Origin of the sequence: Hymenobacter convexus, from assembly GCF_030580955.1 — a bacterium.
In the GTDB taxonomy this organism is placed as follows: domain Bacteria; phylum Bacteroidota; class Bacteroidia; order Cytophagales; family Hymenobacteraceae; genus Hymenobacter.
The window spans coordinates 198,383-223,489 of the sequence record NZ_JAUQON010000003.1 but is presented as its reverse complement, the minus strand read 5'-3'; the positions used below and the strand labels follow the sequence as shown (position 1 = coordinate 223,489).

Genomic DNA, 25,107 nt, shown 5'->3' with positions numbered 1-25,107 from the left:
CAAATCAAGGTCCCAGCAGAAACTCCAGTGCCAGCGGCACGCGCTTTTTCCAAGCGGCCTCGTTGTGCGCCGCGCCGGGGAAGCTGCGCGTGCGCCAGTGCGCGGCGTTGTAGTGGTGGGCGCGCAGCACGCTGTCGATGCGTGCCTGGTGCGGGGCATACCAGGCATCGAGCGTGGCCGAGCCGTGGTCGAAATAGAGCCGGGGCTGGTGGCGGCGCGGCAGTTTCTGGCCCAAATACTGCACCATGGCCGTGGTGAAAGCCGGCGTGTTTTCCTGCAGGCTCAGCGGCCAGTGCGTGGAGAAGCAGGCCGCGCCGCCGAATACTTTCGGGTATTCCAGGGCGGCGTACAGCGAAATCAACCCGCCCATGCTGGAGCCGGCCACGAAGGTGTCGGCGCGCTTGGGCGAGGTCTGGAAATGCTGGTCCACGTAGGGCTTCAGCTCCTGCACCAGGAATTTCAGATACTCATCAGACAGGGGCCGGATGGGCTGGGCCTGTTCCAACCGGGCACGCGTGGCCGGCGGCAGCGCCGCATACGGCCCGGCCGGGGTGTACTCCGGAAAGCGCCGCGCCGTGTTCCAGATGCCCACCACGATGCACGGCCGCAGCTTGGGGCCCAGCGCGGCCACCGTGCTATCCACCTCCCAGGCCACGCCGCCGTAAGCATTCTTGGGGTCGAACAGGTTCTGGCCGTCCTGCATGTACACCACGGCGTAGCGCGTGCCCGGCTGCGGGTAGCCCGCCGGCAGCCACACGTCCACGTGGCGGGCTTGCACGAATTGGGAAGGGAAATCGGCCAGGTGCTCGATGCGGCCGGGGGTGGCGGGGGCCGGGCTGTCGTCGGCTCGCAACAAGCCCAGCGCGAGGGGCAGCGCGGCCAGCCATTGAATGAAAGCCATCAGAATTGCCGGAGTGGTGGGCCGGCAAATTTAGCCGTTTCCCGTGGGCACCACCAGCCGCCCATCGGCCGCATACGCCAGCTCGCCGCGGTCCACCATTTCGCGCACCGCCGCCGTAACGGCTGCCGCGTCCTTGGGAGCAAATGCGGCCAGCAGCTCGCGCGGCGCCAGCGGCCCCTGCCGCAGGTGCGCCAGCACGGGCTCGCGCAGCGAAGGCACCGGCGCGGTTTGGGCAGCTTTTTTCTCGGCCAGGCAGATGTCGCAAATTTTGCAGCGGTCCGGGTCGGCCTCATCGAAATACGTGAGCAGCAGCACTTGGCGGCAGCGCGTGCCGCTCAGGTACTGGGCCACGGCGTGGGTTTTGGCGCGGGCCAGGTCGCGGGCGGCCGTCATCTTCACCTGGTCGAGGGGCAGCTTGGGGGCGTCGAAGCGCGGCGTGGTGAACATGGCCTGCGGCGACTCCTGCTTGGGCTGGTAGTGCAGAATGCCGGCCGTGTGGAGGTAACGCAGCTGCTGGCGCACCTCCACCACGCTGCGGCGCAGGTGGGTGGCCAGCGCATTCTCCGAAATGGTCTGGAAATCGGCAAACAGCTCGCCGCCGTGCAGCCGCAACAGGGCTTTAATGAGCTGGTCGTGCTGGGCGTTGGCCACCTGGAAGGCGTACAAATCCTGGTGGCTGAGGATGAGGTGCACCCGCGCCGGCTGGTTCACGGCCTCGTTCAGTTGCACGAAGCCTTCGCGCTGCAGAATTTTGAGCGAGTTGTGCGCGTCCACGGCCTTGATGCGGTAGGTTTCGGCAAACTGCTGCATGTCAAACTCAAACGCCGCCAGCTCGCCGCCGCCCACCGCCGTGCGCGAGTAGTTGGCCAATGCCTGATACACACGCTTCACCGTGTCGAGGGGCGGAAACGACTGGTTAGTGCGGCGGCGCAGCTCGTCGGCATCATTCGGCCCGGCCAGCAGCACGGCGAAGGCAAACAGGTTGTCGCGCCCGGCGCGGCCAGCTTCTTGGTAGTAAGCTTCCAGGGTGTCGGGGGCGTCGAGGTGCACCACGAGGCGCACGTCGGGCTTGTCGATGCCCATGCCGAAGGCGTTGGTGGCCACGATGAGGCGAATCTTGTCCTGAATCCAGTCCTGCTGCACCTTGGTGCGCTTCTCAGAAGGCAAACCCGCGTGATAGGCCGCCGCCGGAAACCGGTGCTGCTGCAAGAAAGCGGCCGTGTCCTCCGTTTGGCGGCGGGTGCGGGCGTACACAATGCCGGTTTTGCCCGGCCCCACGCCGCGCACCACCTCCAGCAGGCGGCGCAGCTTGTCCTCCGTCTGCAGCACCGAATACGAGAGCTTGGGCCGGGCAAAGCTCTGCCGAAACACCCCTGCGCCCGCCCGAAACTTCAGCTTCTCCACAATATCGGCCTGCACCTGGGCCGTGGCCGTGGCCGTGAGGGCGATGACCGGTACCTCCGGCGGCAGTAGCTCGCGCAGCTCGGCAATGCGCAGGTAGGGCGGCCGGAAATCGTAGCCCCATTGCGAGAGGCAGTGTGCCTCGTCCACGGCCAGCAGGCCCACGTGCATCTTCGCTACCCGCACCCGAAACAGCTCCGTCAGCAACCGTTCAGGCGACACGTACAGGAACTTCACGTGGCGGCCATACACACAATTGTCCAGCGCGTGGTCGATTTCCTGGTGGCTCATGCCCGCGTAAATGGCCTCGGCTTTGAGCCCGCGCTTGCGCAGGTTGTCCACCTGGTCTTTCATCAGGGCAATGAGCGGCGACACCACGATGCAGATGCCCGGCCGGGCCAGCGCCGGCACCTGGAAGCAAATGCTTTTGCCGCCGCCGGTGGGCAGCAGGGCCAGCGTGTCGTGGCCATTCAGGACTGAATTGATGATGTCCTCCTGTCCCGGCCGGAAGGCCGCGTGCCCCCAATGCTCACGCAGCAGGGTCAGCGGCGATATTTCGGGAGGGGCAGCGGGCATGAGGGCGAAGATACAGCCTGCCTGAAATGAACGAACACCGCCCGGTGCTCCGGCCCGGCCCTCACGGCAGGCGGCTCAGGGCATAGCGCACGCCCACAGTAGCGGTGGTGCCCCACATGCGGCTCGCAAACAGGCCCGGGGCCGGCTCCAGTGAACGGGTGAACAGGACGTCGGCCGTGGCCGCCCACCGCGGGTTCCAGGCGTAGTGCCCGCCCGCGCCCACCGTGGGCAACAGGTTGGTGGCCGCGCGGGATTCTTCCGTCGCCAGTTCGGGGTACACCGTTCCGGTGGCATCGGTGGTGGTGGTGCTGCGCGCAAACGACGACCATACAGCTGTGCCGCCGGCCAGCAACTCCACTTGCCAGGGCTGCGCGGGGTTGGGCAGCAGGGCGTAGCGCGCCAGCACGGGCAGGGCCAGGGTGCGCAGTTGGGTGTCGCGCTGGTCGAAAGCAGTGCTCCGCTGGCCCGAAGGAAACGTTCGGCTGTATCCGTAGGTGCTTTGGCTCCGGTCCTGGCCGTAGGCCACGCTGGCTTGCAGCGCCCACCGCGAATTCAGCTGCACACCCACGCTGGGCACGGGCGACAGCACGCGCCGCGCCGACTCGTCGCGCTGCAACTGGTAGCGTCCCAGGCCCGCGCCCAGCCCTGCAAACCAACGGGCGCCCACCGGCGCTCCTGCCGGGGCCGCCAGTAGTGGCAAGGCGCTGCCCGCCGGGCCGAAGCGGTAGCGCACACCCAGCAGCACGGTGCCGGTGAGGCGCTGTTCTACCGGCGGCACCGGGGAAAAAAATGGGTAATAAGCGAAGGGGGTGGTGCTTTCCGACAAGGGCTTGCGCGGCGTCAGCGATAAGTGAGCCAGCCCGTCCAGTGTCAGCTCTAAGTGCCGGCCCAAGGCGCGGTGTAGTCCCAGTCCGGCCGATAGGTTGGCGCCGGTGCGCGTTTCGGTGTAATCGTACTGATTGAGGAATGTGCCCGCCGCGGTGGCAACCCATACTTCCTGCATGGCGTGCCGCTGGGTAAGCAACCACGTGCCGCCGGCCAGGGCATCAACATGCCAACCCGTGGCAGGGTTGGGGTTTAGGCCGTAGCGCAGCAGCACCGGTACAGTATAGGCACGTCGGCGCTCGAAGTTCGTTACTATTGAATTAAACCTCGGGCTGCCCGGAATATAGCCCACCGTCTCCGTTTTTTGGTAAAACACCAGGCCCGTTTGCACCGCCAGCCGGGGCGTCAGATACCGCCCCACAGTTGCCGTCAGGCCATACCGCTCAAACTGGGTCTGGTACGCTGGCTCTTGGTAGGTGCCCCAGGCGCCGCCCAAGCCCACAAACCAGCGCGGTACCGGAGCTGAGCTGGTTTCTTGGGCGTGCCCCGCAATCGGGCGGGCCAGCGCGAGCAGGCCGCCCCACAAAATGGTTCTCGTGTTCATGGAAAGAAAAAGACGATAGTGTTATTTCATAGCTGAGGCGACCAGAACATGGGTAAGGTAATAAATATTGTGTTTTAATGACAACTGCTTTTAAGTAAACAAAAAGCCTCCGCATTCAAATGGTGCCGGGCTGCTTTTGAATATCCGTTGAAGCAACCGCTCAAGGCCTGCCCCTACGGGCACTAACAGAACGAGCGGACCCAGGGGCCCGCTCGCATGAGTGAAAAGTGAAAGAAGCGGTAAGCCGCTTCGGTACTAATACTGCGCTTGCAGCTGCTGCAGCCGCCGGTGCGTCTGCTGCGATGCCTCGTACTGGCGCTCTATCTCCCGGCGCAGGGTGCCCGTCACGGTCCGGTCGCGCAAGGCAGCCTCGTAGGCGGCCAGGGCCCATTCTTCGCCGAAGACATTGGAGGCGAGCACGGCGGTTTCACTGTAGCCCGTCACGGCCGCTTTGGCTTCCATCCAGCCGCGGTAGAGCTTGCCTTTGAGGGTAGTGCCGGTTTCGGGTTCGCTCTGCTGCACGCGCAGGTAGCCGTTGAGACGGATGGCAAACTGCTTGCTCTGGCCCGCCAGGTCCTCGTAGTAGTTGCGCAGGTCGGCGTCCTGGCTTTCGTGGGCGGCGCGCCGGTACCCCTGCACCCGGTCGTTGACGAACAGCAACAGCTCGTGCAGGGTCCCCACCGGATTAGCAGCCCGTTGCTGCCGGGCCGCTTTGCCGGGCCGCACCAGGAGCCAGCCAGCACCGGCCAGTAGGGCCCCGCCAATTACTTTTTGGGTGGTTGTGAGCTGGCGCCAGCCGTTGCCGGCCTGGCTGGCCAGGCGCTTGAGAGGCGCGGGTACTTCTTTCAACGAATCAGGCAAGCTGACGCCTTGCGCCCATCCTTTGGCCTGGGTCAACAGAGCGGCCGGACCCGTGGGAGTGGCGGCCGATTCGGCGCCGCCGGCACCGCTGGCAGCATCTTGGGTAGATTGGGCCTGCTCGTCGCCGGCATGGGCGAGGGCAGAGGCGGCAGCGGAATCGTTGCTGATGCGGGGGCTGTTGGGGTGGCTCATAATTAAATTAAGGGAAAGGTGCGCGTTGAAAGCCCGGCCAATGCAGCCCAGCCGGTTACTCTTTCGGGTAAGCCAATCGGAAGGTTGCGAAAAAAAGCAAACGGTAGAGGTTAGTCCGTGCTGACAAAGTCTTGAAAACAAGCTGTATTTCATTCATTGCGCCACCTACAGCCAGGTGCGAAGTAACTTGAGCACGCAGGCCATAAACCGGAAAGCCCGACACCTCACGGCGCCGGGCTTGGCTGTCAACTCGGCGGCAGCTCAAGATTCTACAGTTGCTGCTTGCACTACTGCCAGCCGCCCCCCAAGGCCCGGTACAGGCTCACGCTTTGCAGCAGCTGCCGCTGGCGCGACTCGGCCAGACTCAGCTCGGCCTCCAGCACGCTGCGCTGGGCGGTAATCACTTCGAGGTAAGTGGCATAGCCGGCCACGAAGAGCTTGTTGGAAGTCGTCACGGCCTTGGTGAGCAGCGCTACTTCCTGCTGGCGGGCGGCCGAGGCGGCGCGGTAGTTTTCCAGCCCCTGCAGTCCGTTCACCACCTCCCGGAAGCCGGTTTGCAGGCTCTGCTGGTAGCGGTAGTAGGCCTCGTAGCTACCGGCCGTGGCCAGGCGGAAATCGGCCCGGAACTGGGCGCGGTTGAGCAGCGGGCCGGTGAGGCCGGCCAGCGCCCCGTAGGCCAGCGAGGTGGGGTCGAACAGCGTGCCGGTGCGGTAGGAGTTGAAGCCCACGTAGGGCGTGAGGGTGAGCGCGGGCAGGAAGGCGGCGCGGGCGGCGGCCACGTCGGCGCGGGTGGCCTGCAGCTCCAACTCGGCCTGGCGCACATCAGGCCGGCGTAGCAGGGCGGAGGCAGGCACCCCGGCGCTCAGGCGCTCGGGCAGCACCTGGCCGGGCAGCGGCCGGCCCCGGGTGATGGGCTGCTGGTAGCGTCCCAGCAGCTGGTTGAGGCTGGTTTCGGCTTCGGTCACGCGCTGGCGGGCTTCGTGGGCGAGGCTTTCGGTGCGGGCTACCTGGGCGGCAAATTGCTGCACGGCCAGCTCAGTGGCGCGCCCAGCCTGCTTCTGAATGCGCATCAGCTTCAGGGCCTCGCGTTGCAGGCTGATGTTGCGGTCAAGCACGGCCAGCTGGTTGTCGGCGGTCAGCAGCTCGTAGTAGAGGCGGGCCACCTCGGCCACCACGTTGGTGGTCACCAAGTGGCGGCCCTGCTCCGAGGCCAGCACGCGCAGGTAAGCGGCCTGGCGGCGCTGCTTCAGCTTACCCCAGATGTCAACCTCCCAGGAGCTGCGCAGGCCCACGAAAAAATCTGGCGTCAGCGGGCCCGGGATGCGCTGCTGCCCGTCGATGTTGGGCGAGAGGTTGGTGTCGAAATTACCCACGCCGTTCAAGGTGTAGCGCCCGTACCGGTCGGCGCCGGCCGAGGCGGCAGCGGCCACGGTGGGCAATAGCGCGCCGCGCCGGGCTAGGTAATTGGCGCGGGCCGTTTCCACGCGCTGCAAGGCCACCTGCAAGTCCAGATTCTGGCGCAGGGCGGTGTCGATGAGGGCCGTGAGGGCGGGGTCCTGGAAGAACTGCCGCCAGGGCTGGCGACCGGCGCTGGTGGTGTCGGCCGTGGGCTGGGTGAAGGCGGCGGGCACGGCCGGCGCGCCGGTGGGGGCGTCGGGGGCGGCCACGCGGCAGCCGGCGGCGAGGAGCAGGACGGAGAGAAGGGCAGGGAGTAGGCGCATATTATTCGTTCTGTCGTGTCGCCTCACCCCCTAGCCACCTCTCCCGCGGAGAGGGGGAGCCACGGCGGCGCGGGGTGTAGCGCGGACTTTCAGTCCGCGAGTGGGTGATATTGGTCAATTCGCGGACTGAAAGTCCGCGCTGCAAATCGTCAGGCTCCCCTCTCCGCGGGAGAGGGGCCGGGGGGGAGGCATTAATGCGCCACCAACTCTCGCACTTCCTCCGCCGGCTCGTTCTCTTTCAGATTCTTCACCTTTTCAAACGAGGCAAACAGCACGTACAGCCCGGGAATGAGCACCATGCCGAACAGCGTGCCGATGAGCATGCCGCCGGCCGCGGCCGTGCCGATGGAGCGGTTGCCCAGGGCGCCGGCGCCGCTGGCCACCACCAGCGGAATCAGGCCGGCGATGAAGGCGAAGGAAGTCATCAGGATGGGGCGCAGGCGCGAACCGGCGCCTTCCACGGCGGCCGCCAGCACGCTGGCCCCGGCCCGGCGCCGCTGCTCGGCAAACTCGATGATGAGGATGGCGTTCTTGCCCAGCAAACCCACCAGCATCACCAGCGCCACCTGGGCGTAGATGTTGTTTTCGAGGCCCAGCAGCTTGAGGCTGAGGAAGGCGCCGAAGATGCCGGTGGGCAGGCTCAGCAGCACGGGCAGCGGCAGCAGAAGGCTTTCGTACTGCGCGGCCAGTAGCAGATACACGAAAATGAGCACCACGCCGAACACGTACAGGGCCTGGTCGCCGCTCAGGATTTGCTCGCGCGTCATGCCGCTCCACTCGTAGGCGTAGCCGCGCGGCAGCTCCTTGGCGGCCACCTTTTCGATGGCCGTGATGGCGTCGCCCGACGAGAAGCCGGGGGCCGAGTCGCCGTTGAGCATGGCCGAGGTGTACATGTTGTAGCGCGTGAGCTGGTCGGGGCCGAACACGCGCTCCAGCTTGATGAAGGTGGAGAAGGGCACCATCTCGCCCCGGTTGTTTTTCACGTGCAGGGCCAGCAGGTCGTCGGGGCGGCTGCGGTACTCGGGGCCGGCCTGCACCATCACCTTATACATCTGCCCGAAGCGGATGAAGTTGGAGGCGTAGTAGCTGCCCATCAGCGTTTGCAGCGTGCTCATGGCCGCGTCCACGGTCACGCCTTTTTTGGCGGCCATGTCCTGGTCGACGTGAATGAGGTACTGCGGGAAGTTGGGGTCAAAGCTGGTGAAGGCCCCGCCGATGGCCGGGTCCTGGCGCAATGCCGTGAGAAAAGTCTGCGACACGGCCGCCGTTTTCTGCAGGTCGCCCGTACCCGATTTATCCAGCAGCCGCAGCTCAAAGCCGCTGCTGTTGCCGAAGCCCGGCACCGTGGGCGGCGGCAGAAACTGAATGTCGGCGTCGGCAATGTTCTTGGTTTTCTCCTCCAATTCAGCAATGAATTGCGCCACCGACTGCTCACGCTGGTCCCAGGCCTTCAGGTTAATCATGCCCATGCCGTAGCTGGAGCCCGCCACCTCGTTCACCAGACTGTAGCCGGCCAAAGTCGAAACCGACTCCACCGGCCCCAGGCGGCTAGCAATGCGCTGCACCTCGTCCAGCACGGCCTCGGTGCGCTCCACGGTGGCGCCGGCGGGCGTGGTCACGTTCACGTACACCATGCCCTGGTCTTCGGTCGGGATAAAGCCCGACGGCAAAATCTTGTTCACGCCCCAGGTCGCCGCGCAGAAGCCCGCCAGCACCAGCAGCGTCACCAGGCGCCGCCCGGCCACGGCCCGCAGCAGGCCCTGGTAGCGCCCCGCCAGCGCATCGTACCGCTTATTGAAGCCGGCAAAAAAGCGGCCCATCAACCCTTTGGGCTGCTCACCCTCCGCCAGCGGCGTGTGCTTGAGCATCAGCGCGCACAGGGCCGGCGTCAGGGTCACGGCGTTGATGCCCGAAATCACAATGGCAATGGCCAGCGTGAGCGAAAACTGCCGGTAGAACACGCCCACCGGCCCGTCCATAAAGGAAACCGGGATGAACACGGCCGACATCACCAGCGTGATGGCAATGAGCGAGGAGCTGATTTCGCCCATGGCCTCGAAGGTGGCGGCGCGAGCCGGCAGGTGCTTTTCCTGCATCTTGGCGTGCACGGCTTCCACCACCACAATGGCGTTATCGACCACAATACCAATGGCCAGCACCAGCGCAAACAGCGTGAGCAGGTTAATCGAAAAGCCCAGCATCTGCATGAAGGCCAGCGTGCCCACCAGCGCCACCGGCACCGCCAGCGCCGGAATCAGCGTCGAGCGCCAGTCCTGCAAAAACAGGTACACAATCACGAACACCAGCAAAAACGCCTCCACCAGCGTCCGCAGCACCTCGTGAATGGAGGCGTCGAGGAAGCGCGACACGTCGTAGGCGATGCTGTATTTCATGCCGGGCGGGAAAGAGGTTTCCTGCAGTTCGGCCATGCGCTTTTTCACGTTGGCAATCACGTCCGAGGCGTTGGAGCCGGGCCGCTGCTTGAGCATGATGGCCGCCGAGGGCCGGCCGTCGGTTTTGGAGGCCATGCTGTAGGTGAGCGAGCCAAATTCCACGTCGGCCACCTCACGCAGGCGCAGCACCGAGCCGTCGGCATTGGCCCGCACCACGATGTTGCGGTATTCCTCGGGCTCGAAAAACTTGCCTGTGTAGCGCAGCACGTACTGCATGGCCTGCGCCTTGTCGGCCCCCGAGCTTTCGCCCGATTTGCCCGGCGCCGCCTCCACGTTCTGCGCCCGAATGGCCGCCACCACCTCGTCGGTGCCCACGTCGTAGGCCGCCATGCGGTCGGGCTTCAGCCACACCCGCATCGAGTACTCGCGCGAGCCCATGATTTCGGCAAAGCCCACGCCGTCAATGCGCTTGAGCTCCTGCAACACGTTGATGTCGGCGAAATTGTAGATGAACTTCTCGCCCACCGCCTTGTCGTCGCTCGTCACGTTGAGGTAGAGCAGCATGGAGTTTACCTCCTTTTCCGTGGTCACGCCGGCCTTGATGACTTCCTCCGGCAGCTCGTCCAGAATGGTCGTCACCCGGTTTTGCACGCCCACGGCGGCCAGGTCCGGGTCGGTGCCCACCTTGAAAAACACGGTGATGAGCGTCACGCCGTTGTTGGAGCTCACCGAGTTCATGTAGGTCATGCCCGGCACGCCGTTGATGGCGCGCTCCAGCGGCGTGGCCACGGCCTTGGCGCACACCTCGGCATTGGCGCCGGTGTACTTGGCCGTCACCGTCACCGAAGGCGGCACGATGTCCGGAAACTGCGTGATGGGCAGCGTGAACAGCGCCAGCGCCCCCAGCAGCACCAGAAACACCGAAATAACCAGCGAGAGTATCGGCCGGCGGATGAAGATATTGAACATAGGCAGTAGCGCAGACTTTTAGTCCGCGGCTGAATGGTTAGTGTAGCGCGGACTTTTAGTCCGCGTCCCCGCAATGCTTGGGGGTAGTATCAGTGCGAATTCGCTGTTTGATTCTGCCGCCAGACTCGCTCGCGGACTAAAAGTCCGCGCTACGACGCCCTACCGCGCCGCCAGCAGCGAGTCCAGCGTCACCGGGCGGGGGCTGATGCGCTGCCCGTCCTTCAGGCTGGCCGCGCCTTCGTACACCACCCGCTCGCCAGCTTTCAAACCTTCCTTCACCACGTAGAAATCGCCGGTGCGGGCCTGGGGCTGGACGTTGCGCATGTGCACCACGCCCTGCCCGTCCACCACGTACACGTAGTTTTTGTCCTGAATCTCGAACACCGACTTCTGTGGCAGCAGCAGTGCCGCCGGCAGCGTCGTAGTCAGTCGCACCCGGCCCGATGCGCCGTGCTTGAGCATCCGCTGCGGGTTGGCAAACCGCGCCCGGAAGGCCAGCGAGCCCGTGTTGGGGTTGAATTCGCTCTCGGTGGTTTCAATGCGGCCGGCCAGCGGGTAGGCCGAGCCATCGGCCAGCGTGAGGCGCACCGAATCGGAGTGGCGGTCGGGGTGGCGCTCCCTGGCCTTCACGTACTGCAGGTATTCGCCCTCGCCCACGTTGAAATAGGCGTACACCTCGTGCAAATCCGACACGGTAGTGAGGAGCGTGCCTTCCTCCACCACGCTGCCGCGCTTGAGCGGAATCCGGTCGATGATGCCGTCGAACGGCGCCCGCACCAGCGTGTAGCCCAGGCTGAGGCGGGCGGCGGCCTCGCCGGCCCGGGCCTCGGCCACGCGGGCTTCGGCGTCCTTCACTTTGCTAGTCGTCAGGGCCAGTTCGGTTTTGGCGATGATGTTTTCCTGCACCAGCAGGCGCACCCGCTCGCGTTCCAACCGCGCGGCGCTGGCCTGGGCCTGGGCGCCGGCCAGCGCCGCCTGGGCCTGGCTCAGCCGGTTCTGGTGGGCGCTGGCGTTGAGGCGGAACAGGGGCTGGCCCTTCTTCACGGGCCGACCCTCATCCACAAAAATCTCCTCCAAAAAGCCCGCCACCTGGGCCCGCACTTCCACGTTGCGCACGGCCTGCACATCGGCCACGTAGTCCTGGAACAGCTCCTGCTCGGTGGTTTTGAGGGCCACCACGGGCAGTACATCCGGCGCGGCGGTCTTCTCCTGGCTCTTGCCATCGGCCTCGCCCGAGCAGGCGCCCAGGCCGGCCGCCAGCACCACGGCCAGCGCGCCGCTCCAGATGCCATGGTAGCGCAAAATGACTGATTTTCGGGGTTTCAGGAACAAGGGCGGTTTCAAAAAAGATAGGCTCATTGGGCGGAAGAAAAGTCGGGTTGGTGGTCGGCCAGCGCGGCGCTGGCGGTGTGGGTGCGCAGGCTGTCCTGCCGCAACTGGTGTTGCTGGCACTGGGCCAACAGGCGCTGGGTGAGGTGCAGGTCGGCGGTGGTGGCGGCTAGGGCGTCATCGTCGTCGGGCCAGGGCTCGGGCCGGGCCGTCAGCAGCACCCCGTTCAACCCCAGCGACAGCACCAAAGCCCCGCCGAGTAGCAGGGCCAGCAGGTTGGTCGGCTGAGGTTTGAACGGAGTCGTCGGCATAGGCGAAGCCCTTGGTGGATGTGTCACAAAGGACCCGCCGCGACATTAGAACGAGATGAGAACGGTATTAGAAAACATGAAAACGGCCCTGCCGGTAGGGCAGGGCCGTTTTTAACGACTTCAACGATTGCGCCTCACCCCCCGGCCCCCTCTCCCAAAGGAGAGGGGGCGCCACGGCAGCATAGGTGACTTATGGGGTTTGCGAGCTGCTCTACTAAAAGAATATCGTCAGGCTCCCCCTCTCCTTTGGGAGAGGGGGCGGGGGGGGAGGCGCCCGCCAGAACGACGAAACACTATGCCGCCGGCAGCCACACCGTAGCCGTGGTGCCCTGCCCGGGCACCGAGGTGATTTCCAGCCGGCCGCCGTGGCGCTGCACCACGCGCTGCGTCAGGGGCAGGCCCAGGCCGTAGCCGGGGCGGCCCAGGGCGCCTGAGGCGCGGTACAGGGGCTCGTATATCTGGCGCAACTCGTCGGGCGAGAGGCCGGGGCCGGCGTCGCGCACGCGCACGCGCAGGGTAGTGGCATCGGCGTAGGCCAGCTCGGTGCGCACCGGGCCGCCGGAGTACTTGCCGGCGTTATCGAGCAGGTTGAGCAGGGCCGTCACCAGCAGTTCCGCGTTGCCGGGCACCATAAAAGGGTCGGCGTCGGTTTCGGTCGGAAACTCGCCGAAGCTGAGGCGCCACTCGCGGCCGGGGTACTTGGCGCGGGCAAACTGCAGGGCCTGGTTCAGGCACTCATCGAGCCGCACCGGGGCGAAGGCCGGCAGAGCGCCGTCGGCCTTGGCCAGGTTCAGCAGGCCGTTGGTGAGGGCACTCAGGTGTCGGGCCGCGTCGAGGCTCTGGGCCAGGCTTTGGCGGGCGTCGGGCAGGGTGGCGTCGTAGGCCAGGGCCGTTTCGAGGGTGCCGGTGAGGGTAGTGAGCGGTGTGCGCAGCTCGTGCGAGGCATGGGCCAAAAAGCTTTTCTGGCCTTCAAAGGCCTGCTCCAGTCCCGCCAGCATGCCGTTGAAGGCGTGGGCCAGCTGGGCTAGCTCGTCGCGCCCGTTGCCTTCCGAAAGGCGCCGGCCCAGGTTAGTAGCCGAAATACGGCCCGCCTGCCGCGTGATGCGTGCCACCGGCCGCAGGGCCGCGCCGGCAAAAAACCAGCCCGCCAAGATGGTGAGCACCAGTGCCCCCACGTTGCCCAGCACCAGCAGCAGCCCCAACTGCCGCAACTGCGCCCAGCCCACCCGGTCTTCGGCCGATACAAAAATGCGGTAGGGGGCGGCCTCGGGTTCCAGCAAAAACACCAGCCCAATAGTTTCGCGGTGCCCCACAGCCGGATACGTCACCGTTTTGCCCGGCCGCAGCCCCGCCAGCCGCGCCCGGTTCACGGCTTGGTCGATGTTGTCGGCGCTGCTGTAGCGCAGCGAGTTGTCGGGCCCGTAAATACTGACTTCCTCGGCGGGCAAGGTCAGCAAATCGCCGCGCCGCAGGCTGCCCAGAATGCCGGTTTCGAGCTTGTGGGTGCGCACCAGCAGGCGCCCCGCCAGCAGGGCGCTGTTGGTGAGGCGGTGCTCGAAGCGCTGCGCGCGCATGCTGGCGTTGAAATAAAAGATGAACGCCGAAAAGCTGACCTGGATGCCCAGCACCAGCAGCGTAAAGCGCAGCATCAGCTTGTTCCGAATCAGCATAGGCCCAGCAGGTTATTGCTCGCGCATCACGTAGCCCATGCCCACCACCGTGTGGATGAGCTTGGGCGTAAAGTCGCGGTCAATCTTCTTGCGCAAATAGCTCACGTACACGTCAATGACGTTGGTCGTGGTGTCAAAATCCAGCTCCCACACCCGCTCGGCAATATCCACCCGCGACACAATGCGCCCCTGGTTTAGCAGCAAATGCTCCAGTAGCGAATACTCGCGAGTGGTCAGGTCGATGCGCTGGCCCGCGCGGGTCACAATCTTGGATTCCAGGTTCAGCTCCAGGTCGGCCATGCGCAGTACCTGCGCTGCACCTGTTTCGGAGTAGCGCTTGGTGAGGGCCCGGGCCCGCAGCAGCAGTTCGCGGAAGGCAAAAGGCTTGACGAGGTAGTCGTCGGCCCCGGCCTCAAAGCCCGCTTCCTTATCAGTTAGGCTGTCTAAGGCCGTGAGCATCAACACCGGCACCCGGTGCTGGCCGGCCCGAATGCGGCGGCACAGCTCCACGCCATTCAGGTAGGGCAGGTTCACATCCAGAATAACAAGGTCGTAGGGCTGCTGCTGATAGAGCGACCACCCCGTGCGCCCGTCGTAGGCCACGGCCAATTCGTAGCCCTCGTGCTCGAAGCCCTTTTTGACAAAAGAAGCCAGTTGGGGTTCGTCTTCAACCAGCAAAACTTTCATAGCAGCAGCGTATCAGAGAGGCCCAAAAGTACACACCGGCGCGGGGCGGCCGGGCGTCGGAACCTCACAAAAAAAGCCCGGCACCTTGCGGCACCGGGCTGGTAGAGATAGAGGGTGATAATTAAGCGGCTGCTTTCTCCCCGTTCTCGCGGTCGTCGATGGCTTTGCGCAGCTTGGCAATGGCCTGCACGGCGCGCTCCTCGTCGAGGCGGTTGATATTGAGCAGCATCTTGGTCTTCTCCGGACGGGTGATGACCGGGTGGTTGAGCAAGCGAATGATTTCCTCTTTCTGCGCGGCCGTGGCGTACTGCACCGGGGCGGCAGCAGCCTCAGCGGCCGGAGCCGCGGGCTCGGCGGGCACTACCTGCATGGCGGGCACGGCCTGGGCTACGGCAACGGCCGGAGCGGGCGCGGCAGCGGCCATCGTGTTGGTGTTGTAGTCCATTTCCTCGGCGGGCGTGGGCTCGTAGCCAGCGGCGCGGATAATCCAGGCCAGGCAGTTGCGGTAGGCCTTGCCGATGGCGCGGGTCTGGGCCATGCTCATGATGGCAAATTCCTGGTAGAATTTCTTACCGCTCTCCTTGTTCGAGCACACGGCAAAGCCGGCGCCCACCGTGGTGCCGTGGCGCAAGTCAAACAGCGTCACCTTGGCCTGGTACTTCATTTCCTCGGGCGAGCTCACGTTGATGACGTGCTCCACGATGGGCACGATGCCCAGGCGCGAGCCGGCGTACTGCCAGCCCTCCACGTTCACGAACTCCTTGCCCTGCACGTTGGTGGTGAGCTTATTGTCCTTGATGAACTTAGCGAGGTCCTTCGCCAAATCCAGCGTTTCATCGGAGCGGCTGATATCGTAGCTCTCGACTTTGACTTTTTTGGTAATGTCCTTGGTGGTTTTGGTGGCCTCGTTCATGGCGGTGGTTTGTTTTAATGTGTCCAACTGATGTTCGTGTTTATAACCCAAAGTTAGAAAGAAACGTGCCAAAAAAGCCAAAAATATTGGTAAATTTTATTGCTGTAAATCAAGTGTTTATCTGCAATAAGGAAATTTATTTGGGCTAATCATTTTGGGAAAGCGTCGTTTGGGAGTGAAACACCATCAGCTTTACTAAGATTCCGGCGCATTCCTTCATTTAAAGGCTGAGGGCATAGCCACTGGATTTATCATGGCTTAAGGAGCGGGATGAAGCAGGATGGGGAGCAGACGCGCGTTGCAGAAAGGTGCCAGCACCCCCACCGGCCAATTATTCTGCCCGGCCAGCCAACCCTTTTTCGCTTCCTTCCGAGTAGCAGGTAAAGCCCTCGACCCCGCGCGACTGCACTCACCCAGCTCCGCGCAATGGGGCGCCGGCTGGCCCGTGAACGGGCGGCTGGAAGCCGGCGCCGGCTTCCGCTGCCCGCTCACCTGTCAGTCGGCCAGTTGTAACACGTTCCAATCTGGCCCAGCGCTTTGCCCGGCCTCCACCTCCCGGCCCCTTCCAGGCCGGGGCCGGGACTGGCTATGCCCAGAAAAACGGTTTAACCAGCCTCGAAAATCATCTTTCATTCTCTTAACCAATTACTTTCATGGCACAGTCGGTAAACAATTTTCTAACGCGGTTCTGGTCCATCGGGCTGGGCCTTGTGCTGGCAGCGGCCCTCAGTGCAGGCGTGGCCGGCTGCAAAAAAGACTCCACGCCCGAAGTCGACCCGGACGCCGTGGCCAACGTGAAACTGGCCACCTCGGCCACCCTCGGCACCTACATGACCGATGCCAGTGGCAACACGCTCTACATCTTCGCCCGCGACGTGGACGGCACCAACAGCTGCACCAGCGCCACCTGCATGCCGCTGTGGCCGGTGTACTACGAGGCCAATATCAAGGTGCCCAAAGCGCTGAATGCAGCCGACTTCGCCACCAAAACCACCACCGACGGCCGCCAGCAAACCACTTACAAAGGCTGGCCGCTCTACTACTACGCCCCGGCCACGGCCGGCGTGTACACCCGCGAGGCGCCCGGCGCCACCGGCGGCAACGGCATCGGCGGCATCTGGCACGTGCTCAACCCCGACTACGGCGTGGTGCTGGCCAGCAAAACGGTGGTCGACAAAACCGCCGGTACTTCGTCCACCAAAACCTTCCTGACCGACATCAACGGGCGCACGCTTTATTACTTTGCCAAAGACAATACCAGCCCCAGCACCCAGCCCACCAACTGCACCAGCGGCTGCGCCGCCATCTGGCCGGCGCTGTATATGAGTGCGCCCGCGGCTCCGTCTTCGCTGTTGGCCAGCAACTTTGGCACCATCAGCCGCGACCCTAGCCCCACCGGCGGGGCCTACGGCACCACCACCAGCACGCGCAACCAGCTCACCTACAAGGGCCACCCGCTCTATTACTACGCTGGCGACGCCGCCACCCGGGGCAAAGTAGAAGGCCACAACCTGAACGATTCCGGCGACTTCTGGTTCGTGGCCGACCCGGCGCGGTAGGGGAGAGGGATAAAAGAGCAAAAAGGAACGTCATGCTGAGCGCAGTCAAAGCATGACGTTCCTTTTTCGCTTTATTGGTTCCTCCAACCGGAGCCCTAACCGCCTTCCAGAATGTGGCCGTCGCGCATCACAATCTTGCGGTCGGCCATGTCGGCCAACTGCTCGTTGTGCGTCACGATGACGAAGGTCTGGCCCAGCTCTTTGCGCAGCAGGAAGAAAATCTGGTGCAGCTCCTGGGCGTTTTTGGTGTCGAGGTTGCCGCTGGGCTCGTCGGCGAAGATGATTTCGGGCGAATTGATAAGGGCGCGGGCTACGGACACGCGCTGCTGCTCGCCGCCGCTCATTTCGCTGGGCTTGTGCTCGGCGCGGCCTTCGAGGTTGAGCATGCCGAGCAGCTCACGGGCCCGCACGCGCACTTCTTTTTCGGAGCGGCCGGCCAGGTAGGCGGGCAGGCACACGTTTTCGAGGGCCGTGAACTCGGGCAGCAGGTTGTGAAACTGGAAAATGAAGCCGATGTGCCGGTTGCGAAACCGGGCCAAGTCGTTGCGTCCCAAGGAGCTAACCGACTCGCCATCGAACAGCACCTCGCCCGAATCGGGGTTGTCGAGGGTACCCAGAATGTGCAGCAGCGTGCTCTTGCCCGCGCCCGAGGAGCCCACGATGCTGACGATTTCCGACTTCTCAATCGTTAAATCGATGCCCTTGAGGACGTTCAGAGCGTTGTAGCTCTTGTGAATGTTGATAGCTTGCAGCAACGGAGCCGGCGATAGACGTGAACGGAATGCGGTAGTGACAAAGCTACGCACAATCCGGCCGCAGCTAAGCCGGCCCTTATACGATGCCGGGCGTTCGGCGTCGTTATTCGCGGCCCGATGTCAGAAATTTCGCTCATGATGCCTGGTTTTTTTTCGGTGCGCCGCGGTTGGGTGCTTGCGGGTGTGGGGCTGGTGCTGGCGCTGCTGGGCTGGGGGGCAAGTAGCTTTTTGCCGCAGCATAACCGGGCAGCAAATGTGCTCTCAGACCCATCAGAAGCTGCTTTGGCGCAGTCGCTCATCGCGCCATCCCTGGCCGGCCCGTTCGACAGCACCCGGCTGCGGGGCATGAGCTGGGTGGGCGGCGACTCCGTGACCGAGGCTGAACTGGAGCCCCTGCTGCGCGACCACATCACCTGGATTGCCCAGATGCCCTTCGGCTGGCAGGCAGGCGCCACCGAGCCGGGCATTCGCACCAACACGGCCCGGCCCGTGGGGCGCCGCGGCCTGTGGGGCGAAAGCGACGCCGGCCTCGTCTACACGGCGCAGTTGGCCCGGCGGTACGGCATCCGCACGCTGCTCAAGCCGCACTTGTGGGTGCGGGGCCGCGCCGCCTGGCCCGGCGACATCAAAATGACCAGCAAGGCCGATTGGGATGCGTGGTTTGCCAATTATTCGGCCTTCATCCTGCATTATGCCGCGCTGGCCGAAAGCGCGCATTTCGACGGCCTTTGCATTGGCACCGAACTGCTACACGCCACCGAGCCGGCCCATGAAAAGGCCTGGCGCGGGCTGATAAAGCAGATTCGAAAGGTGTACCACGGCCCGCTCACTTACGCCGCCAACTGGGCCGTGGAGTACCAGCAAATCCGCTTCTGGGACGCGCTGGACTACGTGGGCATTCAGGCCTACTTCCCGATTAGCACGGCTGCCAGCCCACCGCTCGATACGCTGCTACGCGGCTGGCAGCCCCACCTGCGCGCCCTGGCCGCCTGGCAGAAAAAAATCAAAAAGCCCATCGTTTTCACCGAAGTGGGCTACAAAACCACGCCCGATGCCGCCGCCCGCCCCTGGGAATGGCCCGAGCGCCTGGCCACCGCCACGCCCGACGAAGCCACCCAGGCCCGCTGCTACGAGGCGCTGTTCCGGGCCACCTGGGGCCAGCCGTGGCTGAAAGGGATGTTTATCTGGAAATGGTACCCCGGGCTGGCGGCCGACGGCCCGGCCCGCCGCCACGCCGATTTCACTCCTCAGCACAAGCCCGCCGAAACCGTGCTGGCGCGCTGGTACGGGCAGTAGCGCGGACTTTTAGTCCGCGAGTAAGCAGCTCGGGCGCGGACTAAAAGTCCGCGCTACGTCGCACGTCCGCTAATTAATTGGCGCAATGATGGCCCGGGCGCCGTACTTTCGCGTCTGCAACCGCAGGGCTGCAAGGCACAACCCACCCCTTTACCGTTTTTATGAACATTCACGAATACCAGGGTAAGGAAATCCTGAAAAAATACGGCGTCCGCGTGCAAGAAGGCATCACCGCCGACACTCCCGAAGAGGCCGTAGCCGCCGCCGAGAAGCTGACCGCCGACACCGGCACCAGCTGGTACGTCATCAAGGCGCAAATCCACGCCGGGGGCCGCGGCAAAGGGGGCGGGGTGAAGCTCGCCAAAAACCTGGAGCAGGTGAAAGAAATTGCCGGCAACATCCTCGGCATGCAGCTCGTGACCAAGCAGACCGGCGCCGAAGGCCGCAAAGTGCACAAAATTCTGGTGGCCCAGGACGTGTATTACCCCGGTCCGTCCGAGACCAAAGAATATTACATGAGCGTGCTGCTGGACCGCACCAGCGGCAAGAACGTCATCATCTACACCACCGAGGGCGGCATGGACATCGAAGAGGTGGCCGAGTCGCACCCCGACAAAATCCTGAAAGAACTCGTAGACCCCGCCGTGGGCCTGCAGGGCTTCCAGGCCCGCAAAATTGCCTTCAACCTGGGCCTCGAAGGCGAAGCCCAGAAGGAAATGGTGAAGTTCGTGACGGCCCTTTATAAGGCTTACGACGAAACCGATTCCAGCATGTTCGAAATCAACCCGGTGCTGAAAACGTCGGACAACAAAATCCTGGCCGTTGACGCCAAGGTGACGCTGGACGAAAACGCCCTGTACCGCCACAAGGATTTCGTGGCCCTGCGCGACTTCAACGAGGAAGACCCCCTGGAAGTGGAAGCCAGCCAGAACAACCTAAACTACGTGAAGCTCGACGGCAACGTGGGCTGCATGGTGAACGGCGCCGGCCTGGCCATGGCCACCATGGACATCATCAAGCTGAGCGGCGGCGAGCCCGCCAACTTCCTCGACGTAGGGGGTGGAGCCAACGCCCAGACGGTGGAAGCCGGCTTCCGCATCATCCTGAAGGACCCGAACGTGAAAGCCATCCTGATTAACATCTTCGGTGGCATCGTGCGCTGCGACCGGGTGGCCAACGGCGTGGTGGAAGCCTACAAAGCCATCGGCGACATCCGCGTGCCCATCATCGTGCGTCTGCAAGGCACCAACGCCGAGGAAGGTGCCCGCATCATCGACGAAAGTGGCCTGAAAGTGTCGTCGGCCGTGCTGCTGAAAGACGCCGCCGCCCGCGTAAAAGAAGTGCTGGCAACTGCTTAGCAGTTAAATTAAGAATTAGCAATTAAGAATTAAAAATGGCCGCACGGAGCGTATCCGGCGGCCATTTTTAATTCTTAATTGCTAATTCTTAATTCTTCTCAGCCACGCCGGCATTTTCTTCGGCTTGCACCGGAATGGCTTCGCCTTTCACTTTCAGCTCTACTTCCATGTTGCCGCGGGTGCCCACGGAATAGGGGCAGATTTTGTGGGCCTGGCGCACCATGTCAATGGTTTTGGCTTGGTCGAAGGCTTTGAGGTCCACGTCGAGCACGGCGCTGAGGCCGTAGCCTTCGCCTTCCTGGAAGAGCGTGACCGAGCACTGCACGGTGGTGTTGGGGTCGAGTTTGTCGCCGGCGCGCTGGGCGATGACGAGCAGGGCCTGCTGGAAGCACGAAGCATAGCCGGCGGCAAACAGCTCTTCGGGGTTGGTGGCGTTTTTCTTGCCGCCCAGGCCCTCGGGCACGGACATGTCGAGGTCGATGATGCCGGTGGCGGAACGGACGTGGCCGCTGCGGCCACCTACGGCCGAAGCGTCGGCCGTATACAGATTCTTTTTCATTTGGGAGATGGAAGGTGAAAGAATGGTGATGCGTGATACGCTTAGGCTTAACTGTATTTCCACGCCTCAGGTTATGGCGGAGCTAAGCGGCGGGGCCAAGGATTTTGCCTGCAAATTTGGTTGCCTTCGCTTTTGCGGCTACTTTTGCAGTCCTATCCAGGACCTGGTCATGTCGTACAACGGATAGTATGAGAGTTTCCGAAGCTCTTGATTTAGGTTCGATTCCTAACATGACCACATAAAAAGCCCCGTTTCCAAATTGGAGACGGGGCTTTTTGCTTTTAAGCGGGCGTTGGAAGGCATAATTTTCAGAGGTGGCCCGCGGAAAGGGAAAAGAACCTAATGTTTCTATTCATTCGTATGGATAGGTATTGCCCATCTCTCACCCTCATTCCCACACCTTATGAACACGAAACCACTCTTCGCCGCCGCTGCCCTGCTGGCAGCCCTAGCCACCCCGGCTTATGCCCAGGATGACATGAAGACCAAGTCGGACGCCGACAAGACCAAAACCAAGGCCGACGGCATGACTACCAAAACCAAGATGGCCGACGATGGCAAAATGAAGGTGAAAGGCAAGTCGGACGCCGGCGACAAGATGAAGGCTAAGACCATGCCCCGCAAGGGCGAAGCCATGAGCACCTCCACCACCACAACCACGAACAGCATGAGCACCACCACGGGCGGCGTGATGGTAGGCGGTGCCATGATGACGCCCGACAAGGACATCGTGGACAATGCCGTGGGCAGCGCCGACCACACCACCCTGGTAGCCGCCGTGAAAGCCGCCGGCTTGGTTGAAACGCTGAAAAGCACCGGCCCCTTCACCGTATTTGCGCCCACCAACGCGGCCTTCGATAAGCTGCCCGCCGGCACCGTGAACTCGCTGCTGACGCCGGAAATGAAGCCCAAACTCACCTCCATTCTCACCTACCACGTGGTGCCCGGCCGCTATACTGCCGGCAACCTCACCCCCGGCCAGACGCTTACCACTGTGGAAGGCGAAACCCTGACGGTAATGAAAAACGGCAACGGTGTAATGATTAAAGACGCCAAAGGCGGCATGGCCCGCGTCACCATCCCCGATGTCATTTCGAGCAACGGCGTCACGCACGTCATTGACACGGTGCTGATGCCGACCAAGTAAGCCATCCTGAACGTCATGCTGAGCGCAGTCGAAGCATTTCTAAAGCGCAACTAATCCAATCGGAACAACGAAGCGGTAGAGATGCTTCAACTGCGCTCGGCATGAAGGTCTGGAGCGCATTAAAAAGGCCCGCCAGATAGTTCTGGCGGGCCTTTTTATTCTGTTGATTTCCCAATCCTATTCCAGCATCAGCCGGCGGCCTACGGTGCGGCCATCGGCCAGCGTGAGGCGGACGGTGTAGACGCCCGGCGGCAGCGTGGGCAGCGGCAGCGTGGCCTGGCCGGCCTGCGCGGCAGGCTGCTCCCACACGGTGCGGCCCAGGGCATCGAGCAAGGTGGCGCGGGCGAAAGCGGGGCCCTCTACGCGCACGGTGCCGTGGGTGGGGTTGGGGTAGAGGCTGTAGGCGGCGGCTTCGCGGGCCGAGGCGGTGGCCGTGGTCACGTTATTGGTCATCACTGGGCGCATCATTAGGGCGCCGCGCGGGCCCACAAAGCGAATAGAATCCCAGACGCCCACGTAGCTGCGGTTCCAGAGGTAGCCGGGCGGGAAGTAGTTATTTAAGTCTTTGCCGTAGCTCAGGAACCGGCCCGTGGAAGGCTGCGAAAAGCCCACGTAGAAAACGCCCGACACAGGGACCGGCTGGTCGAAGGTGATTTCGTAGTAGGGCAGGCCACCCGGCAGCGGGCCGGTGCCGGGCAGGCTGGCCGTTTTGGTGGCAACGGGCGTCGCGCCGGGATGGCCCGAGTCGTCGCTCCACACGCTGATGGTGACGGGGCGCACGTTGACATCGGCTGGGGTATAGACCGGGTAGAGGCGCAGGCCGCCCACGTGGTCGGGCTGGTTCAGGTTGATGCGGTAAGCCAGGACCTCCGCCTGGCCGGTGGACCGGGCAATTATCTGCGTGTACGCTTCCGCCGTGCCGTCGTCGTAGGCGAAGTAGTTATTCAGCTCCACATCGCGCGAAATGGTGTCATTGGGCACGGCCCGCGGCATTTCCAGGCCGTTGGTATTGATAACTAAATTGTAGCGCAGGCGTTTGGCCGTGGCCGTGGTGGGCACCGCCACCGTGGCCGCCGACCCGACTTGCGGCGAATTGCGCACGTTGGGGTTGATGAGGCGCGAGGCTTGCAGCCAGGTGCCCAGCGGGGTGTTGGTGGTCAGGTTGCGCACGGTGCCGGTCACGTCGATGGGGCGGGGCAGGGGCGGGGTGGGCAGCTCGAGGTTGGTCAGGTTTACGCCCAGATTCGTGCTCAACTCGCTGGTGGGCGCGGCATTGAACTGCCACACCGGCATGGCCGTGTAGCGCCGCAAGGGGCTGCGCAACCCGCCCGATGGGCTGCTGCCCACCAGGCCGGCGCCGGTGGCCACGTCCACAAACGTGGTATCGGCCAGGCCGCGGCTGCGGCCGCGGTCCAGCAGCACATAGTCTACGCCCCAGTTGTCGAGGTTGTCGGAGGTGTTGCCGCTGGCCACCAGCATAAACTGGAAATCGCCGTGCAGGTACTGGGCCTGGTTGAGGTCGATGACCTGCTGGCGGAAGCCGGTGCGCGCCCGCTGGCTGTTGTAGAACCAGGCCCGCACCCAGGTATTGGCGCTGGTTTTCAGGTACAGCTCCAGCTTCACCGTGCTGGTAGTGGAGTTGAGGTTGGGCGTGCCAATGATGCTGCCGGCCTGCCAGGCAAAGCTCAGGTACACCTGGTCGGCGGGGGTGAGGCCGCTCAGGTCGATGGGCTGCGATTTCAGCGAATCGATGGGGCCGTAGGCCACGCCGGTGCCGCTGCTGTAGCTCTGGCCGTTAGCCTTGATGCCGTCCAGGGTAGCCGCGCCGCGGGTGAGGGGCGCCAGGGCTAGGCGGTTGCTTACGAAGGCGCCGCCCGTGGGCGCCCACCGCCGCACGTCGGGCGCGCCTTCGAGCGGCGTGGTGAAATCATCGAAAAAAGGCAATGACAACGCCGTGGTGCGCTGCTGCGCCGCCCGGTCGATTTTCAGGCTGTAAGCTGCCCGGCTGGGGTCGCTGGGGAGCGGGCCGGAGGGCAGCATGACCTGGGCCCGGGCGGCGCCGGTGGCCAGGAGCAGCGCCGGGAGTAGAAGACGGCAATACGTGCGGAATCGTGTCATCATGCGGTGGAGAGGAAAGTTGAAGGCCCAACGCCCGAGCGCCTGGAAAAAGTGCGTGACGAACAACTATTTCGCCACCCAGATATCGACCAGCTGGCCGGTGCGGATGGTGGCATCGGGGCCGGCCACGGGGCGCTGGCGCACCACCGTGCCGGCCGTCTGGCCTTCTTCGGCGGGCTGCTCAAACACTTCGCCTTTTTGCAGGCCCTGGCCGGAGAGCAACAGCAGCGCTTCGTCCTGGGGCATGTTGATGAGGTTGGGCACGGCAAACGTCTGGTTGCCCTGGCCGTCGCCCACTACTAAGTCCACGGTTGCGCCCTTGGTGATGGGCGCGCCCGCGGCGATTTCCTTGCCGTTCACCAGCTGCTTCAGCACCTGCCCGGTGGCCAAGTCGGGCACTAGTTGAATCTGGCCCACCACGAGGTCGTAGCTTTTCAGGATGAGGGTAGCCGCTTTGGAGGAGTTGCCGATTAGCTTGGGCATCTTGATGACGGGCGGGTTTTTCATGCTCACCTGCACGTAGATTTTGCGGCCTTCCTTCACCTTTTCGCCCGGCGCGGGGTCCTGCACCAGCACGGTGAAGGGCCGCACGCTGGGGTTGTAGCTGGAGTCGTCGACGAAGTAGGCCAGGTTGCGCTCGTCGAGGTAGTTTTCCAGGTCGGCCACGTTCATGCCCGTCACCTTGGGTACGGTGATAGTTTCGCCGTGGTGCGTGCTCATGGGCAGGTACACGTAGAAAAAGCCCAGCACCAGCAAGATGCCCACAATGGCAATGAGCACCAAGTGCTTCACGACATCGAGCGGGGAATCAGAAGAGAAAAACGACATGCGGTAACGAATATGCTATTGATTTTAACCCAAAGAACGTCATGCAGAGCGTAGCACAGCAGCTCGTCGGCCACAACTAACCCAACCGAATGAATTACTGTGGCCAGCGAGATGCTTCGCTACGCTCTGCATGA

General features: G+C 63.6%; 19 protein-coding genes and 1 tRNA gene. 5 read left to right on the top strand and 15 right to left on the bottom strand.

The features are described from left to right. Positions 1-4: 4 nt before the first annotated feature. The 11 genes from Q4S41_RS07595 to Q4S41_RS07545 form a co-directional block, all read right to left on the bottom strand. Positions 5-901, bottom strand: coding sequence for an alpha/beta hydrolase (locus Q4S41_RS07595; protein WP_305030503.1), 897 nt, complete (start codon positions 899-901; stop codon positions 5-7). 30 nt (positions 902-931) lie between these two features. After that, the gene (locus tag Q4S41_RS07590; protein ID WP_305030502.1) at positions 932-2,878 is read right to left on the bottom strand and encodes a RecQ family ATP-dependent DNA helicase; all 1,947 of its coding nucleotides are present in this window, start codon (positions 2,876-2,878) and stop codon (positions 932-934) included. Between the two features lie 61 nt (positions 2,879-2,939). Next, positions 2,940-4,307, bottom strand: coding sequence for an outer membrane beta-barrel protein (locus Q4S41_RS07585; protein WP_305030501.1), 1,368 nt, complete (start codon positions 4,305-4,307; stop codon positions 2,940-2,942). 255 nt (positions 4,308-4,562) lie between these two features. Beyond that, positions 4,563-5,360 carry a PA2169 family four-helix-bundle protein gene (locus Q4S41_RS07580; protein WP_305030500.1) on the bottom strand — a complete coding sequence of 266 codons (798 nt, stop codon included), beginning with the start codon at positions 5,358-5,360 and terminating at the stop codon, positions 4,563-4,565. Between the two features lie 287 nt (positions 5,361-5,647). Beyond that, the gene (locus tag Q4S41_RS07575) at positions 5,648-7,081 is read right to left on the bottom strand and encodes an efflux transporter outer membrane subunit (RefSeq protein WP_305030499.1); all 1,434 of its coding nucleotides are present in this window, start codon (positions 7,079-7,081) and stop codon (positions 5,648-5,650) included. 191 nt (positions 7,082-7,272) lie between these two features. Beyond that, positions 7,273-10,443, bottom strand: coding sequence for an efflux RND transporter permease subunit (locus Q4S41_RS07570; protein ID WP_305030498.1), 3,171 nt, complete (start codon positions 10,441-10,443; stop codon positions 7,273-7,275). Positions 10,444-10,602: 159 nt separating this feature from the next. Continuing rightward, the gene (locus Q4S41_RS07565) at positions 10,603-11,802 is read right to left on the bottom strand and encodes an efflux RND transporter periplasmic adaptor subunit (protein WP_305030497.1); all 1,200 of its coding nucleotides are present in this window, start codon (positions 11,800-11,802) and stop codon (positions 10,603-10,605) included. After that, positions 11,799-12,083, bottom strand: coding sequence for a hypothetical protein (locus Q4S41_RS07560; RefSeq protein ID WP_305030496.1), 285 nt, complete (start codon positions 12,081-12,083; stop codon positions 11,799-11,801). The genes Q4S41_RS07565 and Q4S41_RS07560 overlap by 4 nt, the downstream gene beginning before the upstream one ends. Positions 12,084-12,376: 293 nt before the next feature. Next, positions 12,377-13,753, bottom strand: a complete 1,377-nt coding sequence (locus tag Q4S41_RS07555) for a sensor histidine kinase (protein WP_305030495.1) — start codon at positions 13,751-13,753, stop codon at positions 12,377-12,379. A 12-nt stretch (positions 13,754-13,765) separates the two neighbouring features. After that, positions 13,766-14,440: a response regulator transcription factor gene (locus tag Q4S41_RS07550; protein WP_305030494.1), complete on the bottom strand. Its 675-nt coding sequence runs from the start codon at positions 14,438-14,440 to the stop codon at positions 13,766-13,768. A gap of 121 nt (positions 14,441-14,561) precedes the next feature. Then, the gene (locus tag Q4S41_RS07545; RefSeq protein ID WP_369811272.1) at positions 14,562-15,353 is read right to left on the bottom strand and encodes a hypothetical protein; all 792 of its coding nucleotides are present in this window, start codon (positions 15,351-15,353) and stop codon (positions 14,562-14,564) included. A 653-nt stretch (positions 15,354-16,006) separates the two neighbouring features. Here Q4S41_RS07545 and Q4S41_RS07540 point away from each other — a divergent pair. Beyond that, complete coding sequence (locus Q4S41_RS07540; RefSeq protein WP_305030492.1) at positions 16,007-16,912, top strand: COG4315 family predicted lipoprotein; 906 nt, start codon at positions 16,007-16,009, stop codon at positions 16,910-16,912. 95 nt (positions 16,913-17,007) lie between these two features. Here the strand turns inward: Q4S41_RS07540 and Q4S41_RS07535 are convergent, their stop codons facing one another. Next, on the bottom strand, positions 17,008-17,667 hold the full coding sequence (locus Q4S41_RS07535; RefSeq protein WP_190923742.1) for an ABC transporter ATP-binding protein: 660 nt from the start codon (positions 17,665-17,667) through the stop codon (positions 17,008-17,010). A gap of 135 nt (positions 17,668-17,802) precedes the next feature. Between Q4S41_RS07535 and Q4S41_RS07530 the strand changes: the two genes are divergently transcribed. After that, a complete protein-coding gene (locus Q4S41_RS07530; RefSeq protein ID WP_305030491.1) occupies positions 17,803-18,963 on the top strand; it encodes a glycoside hydrolase family 113 in 1,161 nt (386 codons plus the stop codon). A 161-nt stretch (positions 18,964-19,124) separates the two neighbouring features. Then, positions 19,125-20,321 carry an ADP-forming succinate--CoA ligase subunit beta gene (gene sucC, locus Q4S41_RS07525; protein ID WP_305030490.1) on the top strand — a complete coding sequence of 399 codons (1,197 nt, stop codon included), beginning with the start codon at positions 19,125-19,127 and terminating at the stop codon, positions 20,319-20,321. Positions 20,322-20,409: 88 nt separating this feature from the next. Here the strand turns inward: sucC and Q4S41_RS07520 are convergent, their stop codons facing one another. Next, the gene (locus tag Q4S41_RS07520) at positions 20,410-20,880 is read right to left on the bottom strand and encodes an organic hydroperoxide resistance protein (RefSeq protein WP_305030489.1); all 471 of its coding nucleotides are present in this window, start codon (positions 20,878-20,880) and stop codon (positions 20,410-20,412) included. Between the two features lie 165 nt (positions 20,881-21,045). Between Q4S41_RS07520 and Q4S41_RS07515 the strand changes: the two genes are divergently transcribed. Beyond that, positions 21,046-21,117: transfer RNA gene (locus tag Q4S41_RS07515), tRNA-Arg, on the top strand. Positions 21,118-21,514: 397 nt separating this feature from the next. Next, complete coding sequence (locus tag Q4S41_RS07510; protein ID WP_305030827.1) at positions 21,515-22,027, top strand: fasciclin domain-containing protein; 513 nt, start codon at positions 21,515-21,517, stop codon at positions 22,025-22,027. Between the two features lie 177 nt (positions 22,028-22,204). On the opposite strand, the gene Q4S41_RS07505 is transcribed toward Q4S41_RS07510, so the two are convergent. Both Q4S41_RS07505 and Q4S41_RS07500 read right to left on the bottom strand, forming a co-directional pair. Then, positions 22,205-24,148, bottom strand: coding sequence for a T9SS type A sorting domain-containing protein (locus tag Q4S41_RS07505; protein WP_305030488.1), 1,944 nt, complete (start codon positions 24,146-24,148; stop codon positions 22,205-22,207). Positions 24,149-24,211: 63 nt separating this feature from the next. Then, the gene (locus Q4S41_RS07500; protein WP_305030487.1) at positions 24,212-24,973 is read right to left on the bottom strand and encodes a PASTA domain-containing protein; all 762 of its coding nucleotides are present in this window, start codon (positions 24,971-24,973) and stop codon (positions 24,212-24,214) included. Positions 24,974-25,107: the final 134 nt, after the last annotated feature.